The sequence below is a fragment of the Rhodospirillales bacterium genome, assembly GCA_016710335.1.
GTDB lineage: Bacteria > Pseudomonadota > Alphaproteobacteria > Rhodospirillales > Defluviicoccaceae > JADJXQ01.
Map to the genome: position 1 here is coordinate 226,839 of JADJXQ010000002.1, position 20,306 is coordinate 247,144.

Below are 20,306 nucleotides of genomic sequence, written 5' to 3' on the forward strand. Positions count from 1 at the left end.
TCGTAGGCTAAGGCATCTGGACGGTTCGATCTAATAATCAACAAATAAATGGGAAATCTTGTGCAACAACAAAAACCCATACTGCCGTCTGCAAACTTCGGCGAGACGGGCTTGGAAGAAATTTGGCTGCTGGGGCAGCCGTCGCTCAGCGGATACTTGGATTACGTCCGCAAGATCGTCATCGGTGGCGCCGCTCTCAGCCGAGCGAAACTGGCAGACGAGTGGCGGTTGGCTAACGACTATTATTATGAGCTGGAGAGTCGTGAAGCGGGTATCGCCGATCAGGCCGCCTGCGCGGATCTGGATCCTGCGCTGCAGCCGTTGGCCGACGAAGTCATGGCCGATGCGCGCTTTGTCCACACGTTCGACACCCTGCCGACGCGCTTCGGAGTCGTCGAGTTGGAAAAGCTGGTGGTCTATCAGCTCCATGTAACCCGCCAATACGTCGACGGCCTGACGGCGAAGATCGGCTCGGATCCCGATCCGGAAGCCCTCTTCCGGTTCTGCATGCCGCTTGATGCACCGACCGTGCCGCTCAAGATCCAGCGCGTCGGCTCGCGGCGATACGATTTCATCTCCGCGTCTTCTGACCTCCGATACCACGAGTCCGTATTTCTCCGCCCCGACCAACTCCGCGACTACACTTCATTCGGCCCGATCGCCGGCGTGTTCGGTGTGGTGGTCGGCTTCGGCTCCAACTTCCTCAACGTCATTCAGGCCGACAACCGCTTTCTCCTCAACAACGGCTACCACCGCGCCTGCGCCCTTTACGCTGCCGGGGTCCGGCACGTGCCCTGCATCATCAAGACCGTTACCCGCAAGGATGAGCTGGACCTGACGGCCTGCCAGGATGTGCGCGACGATCCGGCCTTCTATTTCAAGGGCAGGCGGCCGCCGCTGTTGAAGGACTTCTTCGACCCGCGCATCCGCAAGGTGCTGCCCGTCCCCAAGCTTTCAAGACTGATCGAGGTGACGTTCGACGTGCGTGACTGCGAGATCGCGGGTTAGCCGCCATGCCCGGCGCGGGGCGACACCACACGGACGTCGCACGCCCCACCGCGCCGTCCGCAGCGGCGCCGCTGTTTCGCCCCGAGGTGCTGGAACAGCGCCAGACGCGGTGGCTGGGGACGGTGCTGATGGCGCCGCAGATCTCCTACCGCCTTTTCACCGCTTTCGCGCTGGTGGCCGCCGCCGCGGTGCTCTTGCTGCTGATTTTCGGTGAGTTTACCCGCAAGGCCAGGATCGGCGGCTTGCTGGTGCCGCAGCAAGGCCTTGTCCGCGTGTTCGCCCCGCTCGCGGGCAACATTACCGAGCTTTACGTGCGGGAGGGCGACGAGGTGCGCGCCGGCGCGCGCCTTCTGGTGCTGTCGTCGGAATTGCAGAGCGAGGCGCTTGGAGCCACCCGGCAAGAAATCGTCGAAGGGCTCATCCGCCGGCGCGCCAGCCTGATTGCCGATCGTGAGCTTCAACATCGTCTCTACACGCAGCATGAGGAGGATCTGGCCGATCGCCTCGCAGCGCTCGAGGAGGAGCACAGCCATCTGGAGACGGAAATTTCTCTCCAGAGCGAGCGGGTCAAGCTGGCCGAAGCGGCTCTGGCGCGTCAGCGCGCCCTCTATAAGGAACGTATCGTTCCGATCGAGCGGCTCCAGCGGGCGGAGGAGGAGCGCCTCGATCAGGCGTCCGAATTGCGGCGCCTGGAGCGCTACCGCTCGTCCGTCCGCCGCGAGCGGGTCCAGCTCAAGGGGGAAGCCCGCGACCTGCCGCTCCAGTACCGCACCAAGCTGGCGGCCATCGACCGCGACGTCTCCCTGCTCGACCAGGACCTGGCCGAAGCGGAAGCGCGCCGCGAGATCGTCATCCCGGCGCCGCGGTCCGGCACCGTCACCGCCATCCAGGCGGAAGCGGGCGGCCGCACCAACATCAGCATTCCGTTGCTCAGCATCGTACCCGCCGGCTCCGAGTTGGAGGCCCAGTTGTTCAGCCCCAGCCGGGCGATCGGCTTCGTGCGTCCGGGCCAGCGCGTCCTGCTGCGCTATCACGCCTTCCCCTACCAGAAATTCGGCCACCACGAGGGGGTGGTCGCCCACATTTCGCGCACTGCCGTCAGCCCGAGCGAACTGCCGCAGCAACTCTCCGGCCTCACCAGCCTGTTCGGCCGCGGCACCGAGCCGGTCTACCGCATCGCCGTCCGCCTCGAACGCCAGACTGTCGCCGCGTACGGCGAAGATGTCCATCTGCAACCCGGCATGCAGGTGGAAGCGGACGTGCTGATCGAGCGCCGCCGGCTGATCGAGTGGGTGCTTGAGCCCTTGTTTACGCTCACCGGCAGGCTGCACGGATGAGCGTCCTCGACGGGGTGAACCTCGGCCTCCGCCGGCGGCTGCCAATGATCCTGCAGACCGAGGCCTCCGAATGCGGTCTCGCCTGCCTCGCCATGATCGCCGGCTACGTCGGCAAGCCACTCGACCTCGCCGAGTTGCGCCGCCGCTTCGGCCTGTCTCTGAAAGGCGCGACGCTCAAGGACCTGATCCGCATCGGCGACGGCATCGGCCTTGCGTCGCGACCGCTCCGCATCGAGCTCCACGAACTGACGCATCTGAAGACGCCCTGCATCCTGCACTGGAATCTCAATCATTTCGTGGTCTTGAAATCGGCGGGGCGAAGCAGCATCGTCATCCACGATCCAGGCGTCGGGGCCCGCCGGCTGTCGATGGAGCAGGTCTCCAAGCAGTTCACCGGGGTGGCCCTCGAGCTGACGCCGATCGGCGGGTTCCAGGAATCCAAGCCGCCCCCGCGGGTGCGCGTGATGGCGCTGCTCGGCCACCTGCGCGGCGTCAAGCGCTCGCTTGCCCAGTTGTTCGGCCTCGCCCTCGCCATCGAAGTCTTCGCGATCACCAGCCCCTTGCTCATGGCGTTCGTGATCGACCAGGCCCTGGTGACCGCCGACCGCTCGTTGCTGCAGACCCTGATGCTGGGCTTTGCGATGCTGCTGATCCTGCGCACCACGGTCGCGGGAATGCGCGGCTGGATGCTGATGATGATCAGCGCCACCCTCGGCGTGCAGGCGCAGACCAACCTGTTCTCCCACCTCGTCCGTCTGCCCGGCTCATACTACGAGTCCCGCTACATGGGTGACGTGATGTCTCGGTTCGAATCACAGCAGAAAATCCTGGCGGCCATCACCACGGACCTGGTGGAGGCGATCCTCGATGGTTTGATGGCGAGCATCACGCTCGTCGTGATGTTCATGTTCGCCCCGCCGCTGGCCGCGATCGTGCTGGCCGGCGCCGCTCTCTACGGCGTGCTGCGCTGGACGCTCTACGGCCCGCTCCGCCTCGCGTCGGCCGAGGCGATCGTCTGGGGCGCGCGCCAGGACAGCCACTTTCTCGAAACCCTGCGCGGCATCAAGACCATCAAGCTGTTCAACGGACAGGAGGGGCGCCGCGCCCACTGGCTGAACCTGCTCGTCGAAACGACCAACCGGGGGCTGACGGTCAGCAAGCTGCGGCTTCTGTTCCGCATCGCCAACCGGCTGCTGGTCGGCGGCGTGGCGATCCTGGTGATCTGGCTCGGCGCCGACCGGGTGCTGGAGAACACCTTCACGGTCGGCATGTTGATCGCCTTCATCTCCTACAAGGATCAATTCCTCAGCCGGGTGAGCGAACTCATCAACCGAGCCGTGGACCTCAAGATGCTGCGGGTGCATGCCGAACGGCTCGCCGACATCGCGCTGACCGCGCCCGAGCCGAGCGGTCCGGCAATCAGGCTGGTGCGGGATCAGCCGCCGGCTTCGATCGAGGTCCGCAACCTGCGCTTCCGCTACAGCGAAAACGACCCGTGGGTGCTGGACGGCCTCAACGTCCGCTTCCAGGCAGGCGAAGCCGTCGCCATCGTCGGGCCGTCCGGCTGCGGCAAGTCGACCCTGCTCAAGATCCTCGCGAGCCTGCTGCAGCCGACCGCGGGCGAGATCCTGGTCAACGGCACGCCGCTGGTGCGCCTTGGAATTGATAACTTCCGGGCCATGCTGGGCGTCGTGATGCAGGACGATCAGCTGTTCGCCGGCTCGATCGCCGACAACATCAGCTTTTTCTCGGAGCGGCCTGACGCCGAGCGCATCGAGCATTGCGCGCGGCTGGCGGCGGTACACGACGACATCCTCGCCATGCCGATGGCATACTCGACACTGATCGGCGACATGGGCACGGTGCTGTCCGGCGGTCAGAAGCAGCGGGTGCTGATCGCCCGCGCTCTCTACAACAAGCCGAGCGTGCTGCTGTTCGACGAAGCCACCAGCCACCTGGACGTCAACCGGGAAAAGGCGGTCAACGCCGCTCTCCGCTCCACTGCCGTTACCCGCATCTCCGCAGCCCACCGCCCCGAAACGATTCGCTCCGCCGACCGCGTCATCGTCCTCGACCGCGGCCAAATCCTCGACGACATTGACGTCGCCTCCGTTGTCGCCGCGTCCGCCGGCCGCCGCGGCGCCCAGGTCCAGGCGGCAGAGTGACACCTGCACTCGCTCGAAAACGAACCTCTCAGCCGCGAAGCCTACTCTTTGGTTCGGCCGGGTGATCGCGAGGCCGCGCAACAGGTCGGAATGAATCCGATGGTCGGGCGCGGCCCCGAGCGTGCCTCACCAGAAGGAGAGGTCCTCGCGGCGGGTGACCTCGTAGCCGCGGCTCCGCAGTTCCCGGACGAGCGGCTCCTCGTGCGCGGGGTCGATAGAATAGAAGCTTCCGTTGAGGAAGCTGGTCTCGCGCTTGCCGAAGCGGTGGATGAGATCCCGGGGAAGCACGAGGTCCATCTCCGCCTGCAGCCAAGGGGGATAATCGCCGTCGCAGAAGCCGGGCAAGTCGCCGGCGCTGAACGATGCATCGTCCGGCGGCAGGTCATCGTCGACGGCATCGTAGCGCTCGGCGATTTCGTCGAACTCGCCCTCCGGCAGCGCCGCCTTGAAGGCGCCCCAGGTCTCTGCCGAGCCGATCGCCTTATGGATCTGATGCACGTGCTCAGCCGTGCTGCGCTCGGCGAACACGAGACTGCCGCGGACTTCGCAGTAGAAAAGCTCCGGCTTGATCTCCCGAAGGCGGGCGCCACCGATAACGTAGCCCAGGTTGTAGATCGGATCGTCAGGGGCGGCAGGACCCAACTTGAATGACTTCGACATTTTCATTTCTCCATTAATCGTACACGTGTCGGGCACAGGATCTGATCTCAGGCTTGATGCGCAGATAAGAATCCGGTCGGGCTCATGCCGTTACCGGTTCGGCCGGGCCGCCGCTGCGGCTGCAATAGCCGCAGAAGAACAGGTTTTGCTGCGCCTGGATCTCGAACGAGTGGTTGGTCTGGGGGCAGTTGGCTCGCCAATGATCGGCGCCGGTTCCGGCCGGACGCGGGTTGATGCTGAGATTTCGCGCAGCGGCGATGATTTCGGTTTCGTTTTGCGCCGCTTCCTTGGCGTTATCCGCCAACTCCTGCTCGAGAGGCTGGAATGCGCAGAAGAACTCGCTAACCCTCGGCAGTCGCTGATCAACGCGCGCCTTGTGCAGCCACGGATCCACGATCGCGTCGCCATTTTCGATATTCTTGTTGGTTTTGGACATAACAAAACCCTCCTTCGGTTCCCCGAGGAGGGTCGACGCGGCCCGTTTGGTTGCTCCCGGCCACGTTCATGACCTGACGGGAGCCACATCCCCTTTCGGGAACCACCTTGCCCGGGATGGCAGGTTGGTCTGGGCGTCGACCCAATCTCGATGCACCCACAGATTGCACCATTTCGCGGGTAACGTCAACTATTCGTTTTCGCGACCGGACCAGTGCGTCGAGCCGGCTCGGAGCGGCATGCTGGCTTGATCGAAGAAGCACACGGTCGGACTATAGGGGCGTGGCGCCCTGGGTCTCTGCGTAGAGGTAGGCAACGACGGCGGCGGCGATGAGGCCGAGGAGGACGGCGAAGGCGATCTTCCACGCACTGTACGGGCGCTCGCCCTGAACTTCGCCGGTCTGGCCGTTGACCACGAAGCGGTACGCCTTGCCCTTGTAACGGTACGCGGCGGTCCACAGGGGCAGCAGGATGTGCTTGAAGCGGATGTTGCCGAAGCGGGTATCGACCTGGTGGATGCGCTGGGCGTCGCCGCCGATGTCGCGGGCGACGTCGGCGCGGATCACCCGGTCCATGATATCCTTGGCGCAGGCGAAGCCGTCCTGCGGGTCAACCTGGTACGTCTCGCTGCGAAATCCGCTCAAATACTCCTCGCGATAGGGGACGAGGGCGTCGAGCCGCCAGGTGCCGAGGCGCTCGACGACGTGGTCTGGCAGGGTGCGGCTCGCCAACACCAGCACGTCGTCGAAGAAGCGGGCGACCGAGCCCCGCACCGGCCGCCAACGCATCTCCACCACCATCCTGGTCTGACGCACCATCCTGCCCTGGACACGCGCCATCACCGTCCGCGGCACGTGATGGGCGGTGCCGCGTTCTCCGAAGTAGGTGCTCTGGGTCTCGGCGTCGAAGGTCCAGTAGGGAACGTAGATGCCGCTCAACCCCCCCGCCTCGCGGGCGTGGGTCTTGAGACCCGAGGGCGCGAACCACAGCGAGCCGAGCCAGCCCTTGAGCCGCTGTCGGGCCTCCTCCCCGGCGATCTGGAACGGCACCAGCCCGCGCGGCTTCAGGAGGGTGTGGGTCGCGACGGCGCCGACGATCGCACCGCCACAATAGGGGCAGGCACCGGCGTGAACATGGGGATCGAAGGTGAATTCGGCGGCGCAGGACTCGCATTTGACGGTGCGCTTCTCCTCTACCGCTTCGCCGCGCCCGAGGGTTGCCACCACGCCGCGGAAATCCATCTCCTCGATCGGCGCGGCGTCGTCGGGGATGCGGTTTTCGGCGCCGCAGTGGCCGCAGCGGATCACCTCCGTCCCCGGCGCGAACGTCAGGTTGGCGCCGCAGTTGTGACACGGGAAGCGGGCCTCGGCCGCTGAGCCGGGGACGGCGATCTGCCCCTCTGACCACGGACCAATGGTTACCAAGGCGGACCCTCGTTCATCAGCGTCGATCCCCCGGGTGGTGGCAGAATGCCTTCACCCTCCCCCATCGCGGCTCCGTCCCTCTCCCGCTTGCGGCAGAGGGTGTTGTGCCGCCGGCGACGAATCGGGGCATCGGCTCCGTGTTCGTCGGACCTATGACATCGGCGGCAGCGGGGGCGGAACCTTGGCGAACACGTTTGCCAAATCGGCGACGTCGCCGGCGGGGGTCCAGCTGGCCATGCCCTGGCGCCAGACCAGTGTCTCGCGGGTCAGGATTCCGGAGGCCGCGCGCTCTTCGAGCGCCTGCAGTATGAACGGACCCTGCTGCTGCCCATCGATCGCCACGAAGAAAGCCTGCGGCTCGCTCCCCGGCAGCGGCGGCGGCGTTGCTGCGGCGCCGGGGGCGCCCGGCGCCAGCGCGTCGCTCATCTGCCGGGCCATGCCGAAGCCCATTCCCATGCCGATCCCGGCCGCGGCGGTGCCGCCGGGGTTGGCTGCCGCCGCCGCCATGGCTTCGGCGGCCTGGAACTGGGCGTATTTGCGAAGGTCGCCGATGACGCCCATGCTGGTGCGCTTGTCGAGCGCTTCCTCGACCGCCGGCGGCAGCGAGATGTTCTCGATCAGCAGTTGGCAAAGCTCGAGGCCATACTGGGCGAAGGCCGGAGCCATGGCGTTGGTCAGGAACGCGCCCATGTCGTCGTAGTTCGCCGCCAGATCGAGCACCGGAATGCCGGACTCGCCCAGCACCCGGGCGAGATCGGAGACGATCATGTTGCGGAGCTGGTCCGACACCTCGTCGACCGTGAAGTACCCGTCCGTGCCGACGATCTCCTTGAGGAACAGCACCGGATCCTGGACGCGGATCACGTAGGTCCCGAAGCCGCGCAGCCGCACCGGCCCGAACTCCGCATCGCGCAAGGTCACCGGATGCTTGGTGCCCCACTTGAGGTCTGTAAATCGCCGGGTGTTGACGAAATAGACCTCCGCCTTGAACGGGCTCTGGAAGCCGTGGGGCCACGACTCCAGCGTGGTCATGATCGGCATGTTCTGGGTCTCTAAGGTGTAGAGGCCAGGCTTGAACACGTCGGCGATCCGCCCCTCGCTGACGAACACCGCGACCTGCGACTCACGCACCGTGAGTCGCGCCCCGTACTTGATTTCGTTGCCGTGCCGCTCGAAGCGGTAGACCATGGTGTCCGGCGAATCGTCCGTCCACGCGATGACGTCGACGAACTCGCCGAGAATTTTGTTCCAGATCATAGCCGGCTCCTGTTTCCTGGCTCCTGGCTTCCGAGGTCGGGCCCTCAGCGGCGCCGCAGGGCGGCCGGCGCCCGCGCGCGCGCCGCCGACAGCACCGACTTGAGCTCGTTCTCGCAGGCGATCAGATCCTGCTCCGCAGCGGCGCGGTTGCGCTTGCCCTCGTCGGCGATCTGCAGGCTCTCCTCGACGGTGGCGACCAGAAGCTGATTGGCTTTCTTGACCGCCTCGATATCGAAGGCGCCGCGCTCGATCTGGCGGCGAACCTCGGCGTTGGCGGTCTTAAGGTTCTCGGCGTTGGCGAGCAGCAACTCGTTGGTGAGATCGGTCGCTTCCTTCAACGTCTGCCCGGCCTCGCGGGAACGGTGGATGGTGACCGCCTGGGCAAGCTGGTTGCGCCACAGCGGGATGGTGTTGGTCATGACCGAATTGATCTTGTTGACCAGCGCCTTGTCGTTCTCCTGTACGAGGCGGATCGAGGGCAGGCTCTGCATGGTGACCTGACGGGTGAGCTTCAAGTCGTGCACCCGACGTTCCAGATCGTCGCGGGCCGCGCGCAGGTCGCGGAGCTGTTGGGCCGCCAGCATCTCGCCGCTTGCCTCAGCCTCTTTTTGCAGCTTCGGGATGATCTCCGCGTCCAGCTCGCGAAGCTTCTCGTCGCCGGCGGCGATGTAGTCGGCGAGGGTATGGAAGTACTCCAGGTTGGCGTCGTAGAGGCGATCCAGCGCCACGATATCGGTCAACAGCCGCGTCTTGTGGGTGTCGAGCTTATCGCTGATCAGATCGATCTGCTTCCGCACCTCTTCATAGCGCTGCATGAACTTGACGACGGGATTGGCTGCACCGAACAGCTTGCCGAAGAACCCGGGCGGCTCAAGGTCGTTGATCCCGAAGCCGCGCATCGTCGCCACCATCTCGTTCAAAGTGCCGCCGACCGGGCCAACGTCCTTGTTGCGCACCCCTTCCAGCATCTGATCCGAAATATGGGTTAATTGCTCCTGCGCCTTGGCGCCGAAAAAAATGATCGAGTTGGTGTCGTTGAGGTCGAGTTCCCGCACCAGGCTCTCGATGCGCGCACGACGGTCGGGCGACGCCTCGTCGTAGGAAACCATGTCGGCCTGGAGGGTCTGCTGGACGATCCTGGCGGCGTCGCCCGCGGTAATGACCTCGGTGTCCGCGTCCCGCGCTTTTACGGCCATGGCCGGTGTCCCTTCGTCGTTTGATGGCAATCGCGTCAGATGACGCCTTCGCGTTTGAGGCGCGTCGACAGCACCTCGATCTGTACGTCGAGGTCGAATGTTTCGTTCTGAATCAGCTTTTCGTGCTGCTCCTTGCAGACCGTTTCCATGTCAATCAGCATCGCCCGGTAATTCTGCTCGAGCTCGAACGACTGCGCCTTGGGGTGGGCCTCGATGTACTTGTTGGTGACCCCGAGCACGCCGTCGAGATAGACGTTGAGGAACTTGCGGGCGCGGCGGAGGTCGGCGGGATCGGCCTCGATCTCCTTGAGGATCGCTTCGGAGCGGTCAAGGATGACGCCGAGCCGGTCCTGGAACTCGCGGGACGGCAGGCGGCGGCGCGCCTCGCCGATGCCGTCCAGCTTCCGGTAGGCGGTGGCGAGGGCGGTACTGAGTTCCTGGTGATCGACGCCATGATCGCCGGCGGCCAATGCCCGCCTCTTTGGATCAAGGCCATAGTAGAGGGCCATGCCGGCCGCGGCCGCGACGGCAAACGCCGCCGCGATCAAAACATCGTGCCCCGCCGCCCACCAAGCCGCGAGCCCGGTCGCGCTGCCGATGAGCCCGGCGGCCAAAGCCTTGAGGGGCGGCGGCGGGGACAATGCCAACGGCCGCTCCAGATAGCGAAGCTCCCGCTCCAGCCCGCGTCGGGCAACCAAGGCGCCGAGCACGAACATCGCATACGGGATGGCGTTCCCGACCAGGGTCGCGAACTCGCCGCCCCACAGGCCGCCAATGGCCTTCAGCAACAGTGGCAGTGGCAGGAGGTACAGGAGAAGCCCCCTCAGCCCGAGGCGGCGCGGCAGCTTTCGTCCGGCGATCGCAGGCATCTAGCGGGACTGTTGCTGTTGCGTCGGCGGGCTGGCCGGACGGACGTCGTCCGGCTCTGCCAGAAACGCCTGGCAACTCACCACACCGATGGTGCCGACGAGCAGGATCCACCCGAGGATCTTCGCCACCGAGGGCTTTTTCGGACCGTTGGTCACCGCTTGCCGCTCTCCGTCGCTCAGGCCGCCGGCGGGATGCGCAAGACTTGCCCGGGGTAGATCTTGTCCGGGTGGCTCAGCATCGGCTTGTTGGCCTCGAAGATGCCCATGTACTTGTTGGCGTCACCATAGTGCTGTTTGGCGATCTTGGAGAGCGTGTCACCCGACTGCACGGTGTAGAACGTCGCCTGCTCAGCATCCGCCTCGGTCGTGATGTCTTCCTCGACCTTGGCGACGCCGGTCACGTTTCCGAGCGCCAACACTATCTTTTCCTTGACCTCCTGGCTGGCGGCCTTTCCTGACACCTTGACCGTATCGCCATCGACGGCAACGTCCAGGCCATCCATGTCGAGGCCGTGCTTCTTCACTTCCTTCTTGAGCACGTCGGCATCCGGCGCATCGTCGCCGCCGCCCAAACCCAGCTTCTCGCCCGCCGACTTGATGAATGAAAACAGTCCCATTCCCCTGATCCCTTCTGTGTTGACTCCGTTCATGAGCGGAGCCGAAAAGCAGCGGCCCCCCGCACATTTCGCTGCTGAACAAGGTCCGGTCGCCTGGATCGGGTGGCGATCAAATATCCGGTTGCCGAGGCCGGATTGCAACCGCCTCGGAAAATTTACTCTGGCGGGGGTCCTTCCAGGAGCTTGCGGGTGGCGGCAGCGACATCCGTCTCGCGCATCAGCGATTCTCCGATCAGGAAGCAGCGGACGCCCGCCGCGGCCATGCGAACCAGGTCGGCGGGTGTCCCCAGGCCGCTTTCGCTCACCACCAGCCGGTCCTCCGGCACCATCGGCGCCAGCGCCTCGGTCATGGCGAGATCGACCTGTAGCGTGTCCAGATCGCGGTTATTGATGCCGATCAGCGGCGTCTCCAGCCGGAGGGCGCGCTCAGCTTCGGCGGCGTCATGAACTTCGACCAATACATCCATGTCGTGGTGGTGGGCGACGGCGCAGAGGTCCCACGCCCGGGAGTCGTCGAGGACCGCCATTATGAGCAGAACGCAATCGGCGCCCATCGCCCGCGCCTCGACGACCTGATAGGGATCGAGCATGAAATCCTTGCGCAATACCGGCAGATCGACCGCGGTGCGGGCGGCGGTGAGATAGGCATCATCGCCCTGGAAGTAGGGGCCGTCGGTCAGCACCGAGAGGCACGTCGCCCCGCCCACCCGGTAGGCTTCAGCGAGTGCGGCCGGGTCGAAGTCCGCGCGGATCAGGCCTCTCGACGGCGAAGCGCGCTTGATCTCGGCGATCAGGCCGTAATGCCCGCAGGCAACCGCATCAGCGAGGTGGGCGGCGAAGTGGCGGGGCGGCGACGCGAGCCTGGCGTCATGCTCGACATCGGCCAGTGACCGCGTTCGTTTGCGCCGCTCGACCTCGTCCCGCTTGGTGGCGCAGATGCGGGCGAGCACGCCGCTCATGGCGCCGTGCGCCGGGGCGGGGTTTGGTTGGTGATTTCGACCAGCCGGGCGAGTGCGGTGCGTGCGGCGCCGCTATCCACGGCTTTGCCGGCCATTGCCACGCCTTCGCGGAGGTCCGACACCTTGTCGGCGACGATCAGCGCCGCGGCGGCGTTGTAGAGCACTACGTCGCGGAACGGACCGTGCTCGCCTCCCAGCATCGCCCGCATCGCCGCGGCGTTGGTCTCCGCATCGCCGCCCTTGAGAGCTTCCGACGGAACCCGCGGAAGGCCGGCGTCTTCGGGCGATACCTCGAATGTCCGGACAACGCCGTCGCGGAGTTCGGCCACTCGGGAGGGACCCGTGGTGGTCAGTTCGTCGAGCCCGTCGGAGCCATGCACGACCCAGGCGCGGCGGCTGCCGAGCTTGCCCAGCACCTCGGCCATCGGCTCGATCCACTCGCCCGCGAAAGCGCCCGAGAACTGCGCCGTGACCCCCGCCGGATTGGAGAGCGGGCCGAGCAAATTGAACACCGTCCGCGTTCCCAATTCCACCCGCGGCCCGGCAACGTGGCGCATGGCGCGGTGGTGGCGTGGCGCCATCAGAAAGCCGATGCCGGCCTCGCGGATGGCGCGCTCGACCAACGCCATGTCGGCTTCGATGTCGACGCCGAGCGCCACCAGCACGTCTGCGGCGCCGCAACGGGACGAAAGCGCGCGGTTGCCGTGTTTCGCCACAGGTACGCCGCAGCCGGCGACGACCAGCGCGGCGCCGGTGGAAATGTTGAACGTGCCCGATGCCTCGCCACCGGTGCCGACGATGTCGATGGCATCGGCGGGCGCCTTGATCTTGAGCGCCTTGTCGCGCATGGCGCGGACCGCGCCGGTGATCTCGATCACGGTCTCGCCGCGCACCCTGAGCCCCATGAGGAAGGCGCCGATCTGGGCGGGCGTAGCGTCCCCGGACATGATGATGTCGAACGCGGCATGGGCGTCGTTTTCGTCGAGGCTGGCGCCGCCGGCGATCTTGCCCAGCAACGCCTTCATCTCGTTCAGGCTGTCGCGCACGCGGACTCCTCCGCCTTGATTGCGAGACTGAGGAAGTTGCGGAGCAGCGCGTGCCCATGCTCGGTCGCGATGCTTTCCGGGTGAAACTGCACGCCATGGATGGGGAGCGACACATGCGCGAGCCCCTGAATCACGCCGTCGTCGCTCTCCGCTGTCACTCGCAGGCAATCCGGCAGACTGCCGCGCTCGACCATCAGGCTGTGATAGCGGGTGGCGGTAAATGGGTTGGGGAGGCCGGCGAACACGTTGCCATCGTGGTGGCGGATAGCGCTGACCTTGCCGTGCATCGGCTGGGGCGCGCGCACCACCCGGCCGCCGAACGCCTGGCCGATGCTCTGGTGGCCGAGACAGACTCCTAGGATCGGCACTCGGCCTGCCGCCTCGCGCACCAGCTCCAGGCAGATGCCGGCCCGATCCGGATCGCACGGTCCCGGAGACAGGACAATTGCCGCCGGCCGCAGCGACAGCGCCTCCGCCACGGTGACGGCGTCGTTCCGCCGCACTGCTACCTCGGCGCCGACCTCGCCCAGATAGTGATAGAGATTGAAGGTGAACGAGTCGTAATTGTCGATCAGAAGAAAAAGCATGGTGTCCGGATGATGTTCGGAGAGGTTCGAGGGCTTCTCCCCCCGCCTTTGATGATCGCGTCGCACCAGCACTTTGGCCGTCCGTCCAGCCGACGTCAAGAACTGGGCCGGCCCTTGTCGCGGAGGACGCCCTGACCCGGCATCTCCGCGTCGTACCTACCAGATCTGGCCTACCAGATCTGGTAGGTATCCTGTGGCCACAACTTTTCGTAAATGTAGAGCGTCCCGCGAGTGTCCATATCGAACCGGACACGGACCTTAGCGGACCGTTCTCCCCCCAGCCGGTTCGATATGACCTCCTCCCATCCAAACTGACGCCGCCCTTCGGGGCGGCTTCTTTTTTGTGCCTCTACGGGGTCAGGGGGACGGCACGCTGTTGATAATTAACGGAAACCTGGGGAAGATTCGGCGACACCACCTGCCAGTTCTGGTAGTTGCGGGGGAGCGACGAATTCAGCACACTCCGCCCGCATCCAGGTGCATTCCGTTGCACAACTTGACCCTCCCGCCGCCTCATCTCTCTCCATGGGGGCCCGCGGGGGGGTCTTTCTTTTTCTGCGGCAAGCCGAGTCAACGAACTCCGGATGTGCAGTTAGCGGTTCCAGCTGCCGAGCACGCGAGGGGACAAGTCCGGCAGCGAGCGTTCAGCCGATGTAGCGGAACTATTAGAGGGATGTCATCCGGTTGGGCGCGGTAGCGTTCAGCAAGCTGAGCACCCCCCGGACTGACAGCACCAGTAGTCTCCGCCTCCGCAACAACTTCCAGCTGTCACACAGGCGTCGGCATCAGGTAGTGTTACGCGGCGTGCCAGAGCGACTCGCGGACCATGGTATCGGCGACCTCATCGACCGCCTTGGCAGTGATGGCGACAATTTCGTCCACGTCCGCGGGAGTGGCGATCAGCGGCGGGGCGAAACCAAGAATGTCCCCGTGAGGCATGGCGCGGGCGATCAGGCCATGCGTGTTGCACGCCGCCGACACCTTCGGACCCACCTTCAGTGCGGCATCGAAACGCTCCTTCCCCGCCTTCTCCGCCACGAACTCGAGCGCCGCCATCAGGCCCTCGCCGCGCACCTCGCCCACAAGCGGATGATCGTCGAACGTCGCATGCAGCCGCTCCTGGAAGTAGGCGCCGGTGGTGCGGGCGTTCTCCACCAGGCCCTCGCGGGCGATGATGTCCAAGTTGCAGAGCGCCGCGGCGGCGCCCAGCGGATGCGCAGAATAGGTCCAGCCGTGGCCGATTGGGCCCAATCTTGCCGTCCCTTCCTCCAGAACCTGCCAGACCTTGTCGCCGACGATGACGCCAGAGAGTGGCTGATAGGCGCTGGTCAGCCCCTTCGCCACCGTGATCAGGTCAGGCTCGATGCCGTAGTGCAACGATCCAAAATCCGAGCCCAACCGGCCGAAGCCGGTGACGACCTCGTCTGCAATCAGCAAGACGTCGTAACGCTTGAGCACCTTCTGGATCTCGTCCCAGTACCCAGCGGGCGGAGGAATGATGCCGCCGGTGCCCATCACTGGCTCGCCGATGAAGGCGGCGACCGTCCCCGGTCCTTCGGCGAGGATCATCGTTTCCAGTTCTTCGGCGCACCAGCGGGAAAACGCCGTATCGGACATGCCCTCCGCCGCCTGCCAGTAGGCATGCGGCGTGACAGTATGAAGAATGCGGTCCACCGGCAGGTCGAAGGCGTCGTGGAACAGCGGCAGGCCGGTAAGGCTGCCAGTAACGATGCCCGAGCCGTGGTAGCCCCGCCACCGCGAGATGATCTTCTTTTTCTCCGGCCGGCCGAGGATGTTGTTGTAGTACCAAACCAGCTTGACCTGGGTCTCGTTGGCGTCGGAGCCGGACATGCCGTAGTAGACTCTGCTCATGCCCTCCGGCGCCATCTCGATCAGGCGCTCCGAAAGCCGGATCACCGGCTCGCTCGAATGGCCGACGTAGGCATGGTAATAGGCGAGCTTCTTGGCCTGCTCATAGATCGCTTCCGCCATTTCGCGCCGGCCGTAGCCGATGTTGACGCAATAGAGACCGGCAAAGGCATCGATGACGGTGGTCCCGCTATGGTCGGTGATGCGGATGCCCTGCCCGCTGTCGATGATGCGCGGGCCGCCGCTCATCCCATGCGCGTGGTCGCGGAGGTGGGTCGACGGGTGGAATACCGTGCGGCGGTCGATCTCCTCAAGGGACATGTTGCGGAAGTTCAGGGAGGTCATCGGTTGGTCCTTTGTTTCAGGAGGGCTTTCGCCTCAATGGTCGAGCCCGCCGAGGCAAACGTATTTCAGCTCGCTGTAGTCGTCTATGCCGTAGCGCGATCCCTCGCGGCCAAGGCCCGACTGCTTGACGCCCCCAAACGGGATCGGCGCGCCCGTCATCTTGGCGCAGTTGACCGCCACCATGCCGTATTCGAGGCCGTCGGTCAGGCGGAAGATGCGCCCCAGGTCGCGGGCGAACACATAGGCCGCGAGGCCGTACTCGCTGTCGTTGGCGCGGGCGATCGCCTCGCCCTCGGTTTCGAACGGAAGCACCGCGGCTACCGGGCCGAAGGTTTCCTCGCGGAAGATTTTCATCGCAGGGGTGACGTCGGCGAGGACGGTCGGCTGGAAGAACAGGCCGCCGAGCCCATGCCGCCCGCCACCGACAAGCAGCCGCGCCCCCTTCGCCACTGCGTCGGCCACGTGCTCCTCGACTTTGGCGACGGCGCGTTCGTTGATCAACGGGCCCTGGTCCACTCCCGGCTGCAAACCTGGCCCGACCTCGAGATGCCCGACCGCATCGGTGAAGCGATCCAGGAAAGCGTCGTAGAGTTCGCGGTGGACGAAGATCCGGTTGGCGGCGAGGCAGTCCTGGCCGGTGGTCTGGAATTTCGCGGCGACGGCGCCGCCGACTGCAGCATCGAGGTCGGCGTCTTCGCAGACGATCAGCGGCGCATGGCCGCCGAGCTCCATGGACATCTTCTTGACCGATGCCGCGCCTTGCGCCAGCAGCAGCCGCCCGACCTCGGTAGAGCCCGTGAACGACACCGCCCGCACCTTCAGATGGGTGCAGAGCTCACCAACCACTTCGGACGCCTTGCCGGTAACCACCGAAAAAACCCCTGCCGGAACGCCGGCGCGTTCCGCCAGTACGGCCAGCGCCAGAGCCGAGAACGGCGTTTCCGAGGCCGGCCGGACCACCATGGTGCAGCCGGCGGCCAGGGCTGCGCCGGCCTTGCGGGTGATCATCGCCGACGGAAAATTCCACGGCGTCACCGCCGCCGTCACTCCGATCGGCTCACGGCTGACAAGGAGCTTGCGGCCGGTCAGGTGGCTGGGAATGGTATCGCCGTACAGCCGTTTTCCTTCCTCGGCGAACCAGTCGAGAAAGCTTGCCGCATATTCCACCTCGCTGCGGCTCTCTGCTAGCGGCTTGCCCTGCTCACAGGTCATGAGGACCGCGAGGTCATCGCGGTTCCGGCGCATCTGCTCCGCCCAGCGGCGCAGCGTGCCGCCACGCTCATCCGGCAGCAACCGCCGCCAGGATGCGAACGCTCGCGCCGCGGCGGTGATCGCTTCACGGGTTTCTGCCGCACCCATTGCTGGCACCGTGCCGAGCACGCGGCCCGAGGCGGGGTCGGTGACGTCGGTGGTGCTGCCGCCGGCAGCGTCCCGCCATTGGCCGCCGATGAAGGCGCGCTGGGCAAACAGCGACGGATCTTTCAAGCGCCCGTAGAGGACGCGATGATCGAGGGTGAGGACGGAGGCTGCTGTGGTCATGCCGCCAGCTCCTTTCCACGGTGGTGACCGCAAAGCCCATCGCCTTGCGCCGCTGCAACCGCTATGCGGCCATCAGGCATGTTCAGGCACTACAGCCGGCGCCGGCCATCGCTTTGTCTTTGGCGTTGGCGGTGCGATCTGCGGCCGGGCAGGCCTGCGCTTTGCAACGATGCTCAGTCTAGCGAGACGGCTGCCGAGGGTGCATTCGATGTGGCCGGCGAAAACCGAAGAATCGCCAGCCGCACCCCAAGATCGCCGAAGAATCTTCGGGCAGGCATACCCGAAAACCGCCCGACGATCAGCCGAGGCGAGGTGCCTGATCCTGGGCGTCCAAGAGGGTATGGATCGGATAGGCGAGCTGGCGTTTGACAAGCTTGGTGACGAAGTACGTGTAATACTTGGCGATGCCGATTTCAGCAGCCAGCAGCCGGTCCATGATTGACTGATAGTGCTCGATATCGACGGCAAGAACCTTCATCACGTAGTCCATGCCACCGCCGATCGAGTACACTTCGAGAACCTCCGTCACCGCCGCGATCCCCTTCTCAAAGCGGGAGAAGTCGTCGGCATGGTGCGATTGCAGGGTCACCTGGACCCAGGCCGTGGTGGCATGGACGATGCGGGCGAGGTCGATGTCGGCGTGGTAACCGCGGACGCATCCCCCCTCCTCCAGCCTGCGGAGCCGCTCGAAGCAAGCACTGGGCGACAGATGAACCCGCTCCGCCAGACGCTGCTTGGTCATCCGGCCGTCTTCCTGCAAAGCGGCGAGAATTTTCAGGTCGAGGCCGTCGAGCTTCGTGGCCATCGGCATGGCGGCGCTCATTCAGATGAGCGAAGCGAGTAGGTCGGGTGGCATGTCCTGCGCGATGACTGCCAGACAATCGCCCCGCTGAATCAAGCCTGGCGCATGGCGGCAGAACACCATCCCAGCGGTCTTGGCGGCATACTCTGCGGGGGGGCGCTCCAGGTCTTCGTAGTCGTAGATCCGTGCCAGCACATCGCCTGCCGCCACTTCGTCGCCGAGATCGACGATCATCTCGAGGATACCGGCGTGGGCGACGATGGTGAAGCCCGCGGCGTCAGGCGTGTGCATCAGCCTGGTCTGCTTACTTAAGTCCGCGAAACCCGCCAGTACCCCGAAATGCCGGAGCAGCTTATAGACGCCGCGTTCGGCAATGCCGACCGAAGTCGCCGATGACGTTCCGATCCCTCCCAGTTCGGTGGAAATAAAGATCTTGCCCATCTCTTCGACGGCCGTATCCAGCATGCCCTGGGTGTCAAGCTCACGGAGGATCATGCCGATGGGGGCACCGAAACTCTTCAGCGCGGCAAACGTCCGAACCATGAGCTCCGGGTCATCCAGGTGGTGCATGACCACGCTGGGCAGATAGTTGAGGGTCTTGCCGCCGGCGTGGAGATCGACGACGGCATCGGCGAGAGGAAGGATGCTCCGGTAGACGAAATCGGCGATCAGATCGGTGATCGTGCCCTCCGGATTGCCCGGGAACACGCGGTTCATGTTGCGGCCGTCTATGGGCGACAGCCGGGTGGCGGTGCGCACCGCCGGCAGATTGAGGCAGGGGATGATTATGACCCGCCCGCTAACATCGGCGGCAGAAAGGCTTTTGGCGAGCTTGATCAGGGCGATCGGCCCTTCATACTCGTCGCCGTGCGATCCGCCGATGAACAGGGCCGTCGGACCCTCGCCGTTCTTCACGCAGACGATGGGGATCTGCAGCGATCCCCACGCACTGTCGTTGCGGGAGTGCGGAACGGTCATGAAGCCAGCCTGCCGGCCATTGGCTTCAAAATCGACCGTGCACGAGACCCGGCTCGGCGTGTTGGAGCGTTGGGCGGAAAACGCGGCGGCCACCACCGCCGCACCTCCGGATACCTTCTCCATGGATGAATCAACCTCGGACCAGGTTACCCGCGGTACTCAGTTACCCTGCACCTTCTGCTCGGCGTCCTTGATTTCGGACTCCAGCTTTTCCAGCACGTCTTTGCCGTCTGCGCCGGCCATTTCGACGAACTTCTTTCGGGCTTCCATGCTTGCTTCCTTGAAGACGGCGCGTTCGTCCTCGGTGAGCTCGATCATCTTGAGGTCGGGCTTGGCCTCCTTGATCTTTTCCAGACGCTTGGCGTTGTACTCCTCCTGGACGTCGTAGATGTAATCATTGAGGTCGGCGATCACGCCATCGAGCATCTTCCGGCGGTCATCGCCCAGGTCGGCCGCATACCAGTCGGCGTTGGTCACGACGGTAGTCGTGAACTGCTGCTGACCCGCCCAAATCATGTAGTCCTGCACCTCGTAGAACTTCATCTCCTCAATGGCGAAGATCGGGTTGACTTGGCCGTCGATCGACTTGAGCTGCAGGCCGCCATAGACCTCGCCGTATGGCATCGGCGTTGGGCTGGCGCCGAAGGATTCATAGGCCGCAACCAGCATCGGCGATACCATGGTGCGCATCTTGAAGCCGTCGAAGTCCTCCGGCGAGCGGATCTCCTTGTTGGCGGTCCACACCATCTCCCCTTCGGGGTACATGGTCAGCAGCTTCAGGCCCTTCTCTTCGAACTTCTCGCCGAGTTCCCCATAAATGGTTTCGCTCTCTGTCAGCACCTTCTTGTTCGCTTCATTGTTCTGCGAGAGAAGGTACGGGACAGAAAAAACCTGAATCTCAGTAACCATGGTGCCGAGGTGCCCTGGCGAAGCGTTGGCGAACTGGATCGCGCCTTGCGTCACCAGTTCGGTCAGATCGGCTGAAGTGCCAAGCGTGCCGTACGGATAGACGGTTACGTCGACCTCGCCGCTGGAGCGTTCCTCTACCAGTCGCTTGAACTCCTGCGCGTACTCGTCCTGGACGCTGCCAGTGATCTCCTCAATTGCGAACTTCCATTCCTCTGCCTGCGCCGGTGCAACGACGGCGGCCAGCGCGACCACGGATGCGGCGGCGCAGGCGCCGAAAAAGGTTCGGTGCCGAGGTCTGCTCATA

General features: G+C 64.9%; 19 protein-coding genes and 1 riboswitch. Of the genes, 3 read left to right on the top strand and 16 right to left on the bottom strand.

Annotation, left to right across the window (positions count from 1 at the left end; translation table 11 throughout):
- Window positions 1–78 precede the first annotated feature (78 nt).
- The 3 genes from IPM60_04295 to IPM60_04305 are packed head-to-tail and all read left to right on the top strand — an operon-like array spanning window position 79 to window position 4,510.
- On the top strand, window positions 79–1,008 hold the full coding sequence (locus IPM60_04295; GenBank protein ID MBK8907134.1) for a hypothetical protein: 930 nt from the start codon (window positions 79–81) through the stop codon (window positions 1,006–1,008).
- A gap of 5 nt (window positions 1,009–1,013) precedes the next feature.
- Window positions 1,014–2,345: an HlyD family efflux transporter periplasmic adaptor subunit gene (locus tag IPM60_04300; GenBank protein MBK8907135.1), complete on the top strand. Its 1,332-nt coding sequence runs from the start codon at window positions 1,014–1,016 to the stop codon at window positions 2,343–2,345.
- Window positions 2,342–4,510 carry a peptidase domain-containing ABC transporter gene (locus IPM60_04305; protein ID MBK8907136.1) on the top strand — a complete coding sequence of 723 codons (2,169 nt, stop codon included), beginning with the start codon at window positions 2,342–2,344 and terminating at the stop codon, window positions 4,508–4,510. Before IPM60_04300 ends, IPM60_04305 begins: the two co-directional genes overlap by 4 nt.
- Window positions 4,511–4,636: 126 nt before the next feature.
- On the opposite strand, the gene IPM60_04310 is transcribed toward IPM60_04305, so the two are convergent.
- The 16 genes from IPM60_04310 to dctP all read right to left on the bottom strand — a co-directional run bounded on the left by IPM60_04310 (window position 4,637) and on the right by dctP (window position 20,305).
- Window positions 4,637–5,170, bottom strand: coding sequence for a hypothetical protein (locus IPM60_04310; GenBank protein ID MBK8907137.1), 534 nt, complete (start codon window positions 5,168–5,170; stop codon window positions 4,637–4,639).
- 82 nt (window positions 5,171–5,252) lie between these two features.
- Complete coding sequence (locus IPM60_04315) at window positions 5,253–5,606, bottom strand: hypothetical protein (protein MBK8907138.1); 354 nt, start codon at window positions 5,604–5,606, stop codon at window positions 5,253–5,255.
- A 36-nt stretch (window positions 5,607–5,642) separates the two neighbouring features.
- A riboswitch (SAM riboswitch) is annotated at window positions 5,643–5,765 on the bottom strand.
- 112 nt (window positions 5,766–5,877) lie between these two features.
- Window positions 5,878–6,996 (bottom strand): primosomal protein N' (replication factor Y) - superfamily II helicase, encoded by a 1,119-nt coding sequence (locus tag IPM60_04320; GenBank protein ID MBK8907139.1) that lies wholly within the window; start codon window positions 6,994–6,996, stop codon window positions 5,878–5,880.
- 183 nt (window positions 6,997–7,179) lie between these two features.
- Entirely contained in the window at window positions 7,180–8,286 is a 1,107-nt protein-coding gene (locus IPM60_04325; protein ID MBK8907140.1) for an SPFH domain-containing protein, read from the bottom strand.
- Between the two features lie 44 nt (window positions 8,287–8,330).
- Window positions 8,331–9,482, bottom strand: a complete 1,152-nt coding sequence (locus IPM60_04330) for a toxic anion resistance protein (GenBank protein MBK8907141.1) — start codon at window positions 9,480–9,482, stop codon at window positions 8,331–8,333.
- Window positions 9,483–9,517: 35 nt separating this feature from the next.
- Window positions 9,518–10,351: a 5-bromo-4-chloroindolyl phosphate hydrolysis family protein gene (locus tag IPM60_04335; GenBank protein MBK8907142.1), complete on the bottom strand. Its 834-nt coding sequence runs from the start codon at window positions 10,349–10,351 to the stop codon at window positions 9,518–9,520.
- Window positions 10,352–10,507: a hypothetical protein gene (locus IPM60_04340; protein MBK8907143.1), complete on the bottom strand. Its 156-nt coding sequence runs from the start codon at window positions 10,505–10,507 to the stop codon at window positions 10,352–10,354.
- Window positions 10,508–10,527: 20 nt separating this feature from the next.
- Window positions 10,528–10,968, bottom strand: coding sequence for a peptidoglycan-binding protein LysM (gene lysM, locus IPM60_04345; protein MBK8907144.1), 441 nt, complete (start codon window positions 10,966–10,968; stop codon window positions 10,528–10,530).
- Between the two features lie 155 nt (window positions 10,969–11,123).
- Window positions 11,124–11,927, bottom strand: a complete 804-nt coding sequence (trpC, locus tag IPM60_04350; GenBank protein MBK8907145.1) for an indole-3-glycerol phosphate synthase TrpC — start codon at window positions 11,925–11,927, stop codon at window positions 11,124–11,126.
- Window positions 11,924–12,952 (bottom strand): anthranilate phosphoribosyltransferase, encoded by a 1,029-nt coding sequence (trpD, locus tag IPM60_04355; protein MBK8907146.1) that lies wholly within the window; start codon window positions 12,950–12,952, stop codon window positions 11,924–11,926. Before trpD ends, trpC begins: the two co-directional genes overlap by 4 nt.
- A 5-nt stretch (window positions 12,953–12,957) precedes the next feature.
- Window positions 12,958–13,560: an aminodeoxychorismate/anthranilate synthase component II gene (locus IPM60_04360; GenBank protein MBK8907147.1), complete on the bottom strand. Its 603-nt coding sequence runs from the start codon at window positions 13,558–13,560 to the stop codon at window positions 12,958–12,960.
- Window positions 13,561–14,355: 795 nt separating this feature from the next.
- Window positions 14,356–15,774 carry an aspartate aminotransferase family protein gene (locus IPM60_04365; GenBank protein MBK8907148.1) on the bottom strand — a complete coding sequence of 473 codons (1,419 nt, stop codon included), beginning with the start codon at window positions 15,772–15,774 and terminating at the stop codon, window positions 14,356–14,358.
- A gap of 33 nt (window positions 15,775–15,807) precedes the next feature.
- Window positions 15,808–17,313 (bottom strand): NAD-dependent succinate-semialdehyde dehydrogenase, encoded by a 1,506-nt coding sequence (locus tag IPM60_04370; GenBank protein ID MBK8907149.1) that lies wholly within the window; start codon window positions 17,311–17,313, stop codon window positions 15,808–15,810.
- A 298-nt stretch (window positions 17,314–17,611) separates the two neighbouring features.
- Window positions 17,612–18,118, bottom strand: a complete 507-nt coding sequence (locus tag IPM60_04375) for an Lrp/AsnC family transcriptional regulator (protein MBK8907150.1) — start codon at window positions 18,116–18,118, stop codon at window positions 17,612–17,614.
- An 18-nt stretch (window positions 18,119–18,136) separates the two neighbouring features.
- Window positions 18,137–19,216, bottom strand: a complete 1,080-nt coding sequence (gene doeB / locus IPM60_04380) for an N-alpha-acetyl diaminobutyric acid deacetylase DoeB (GenBank protein ID MBK8907151.1) — start codon at window positions 19,214–19,216, stop codon at window positions 18,137–18,139.
- Window positions 19,217–19,252: 36 nt separating this feature from the next.
- A complete protein-coding gene (dctP, locus tag IPM60_04385; protein ID MBK8907152.1) occupies window positions 19,253–20,305 on the bottom strand; it encodes a TRAP transporter substrate-binding protein DctP in 1,053 nt (350 codons plus the stop codon).
- Window position 20,306 lies beyond the last annotated feature (1 nt).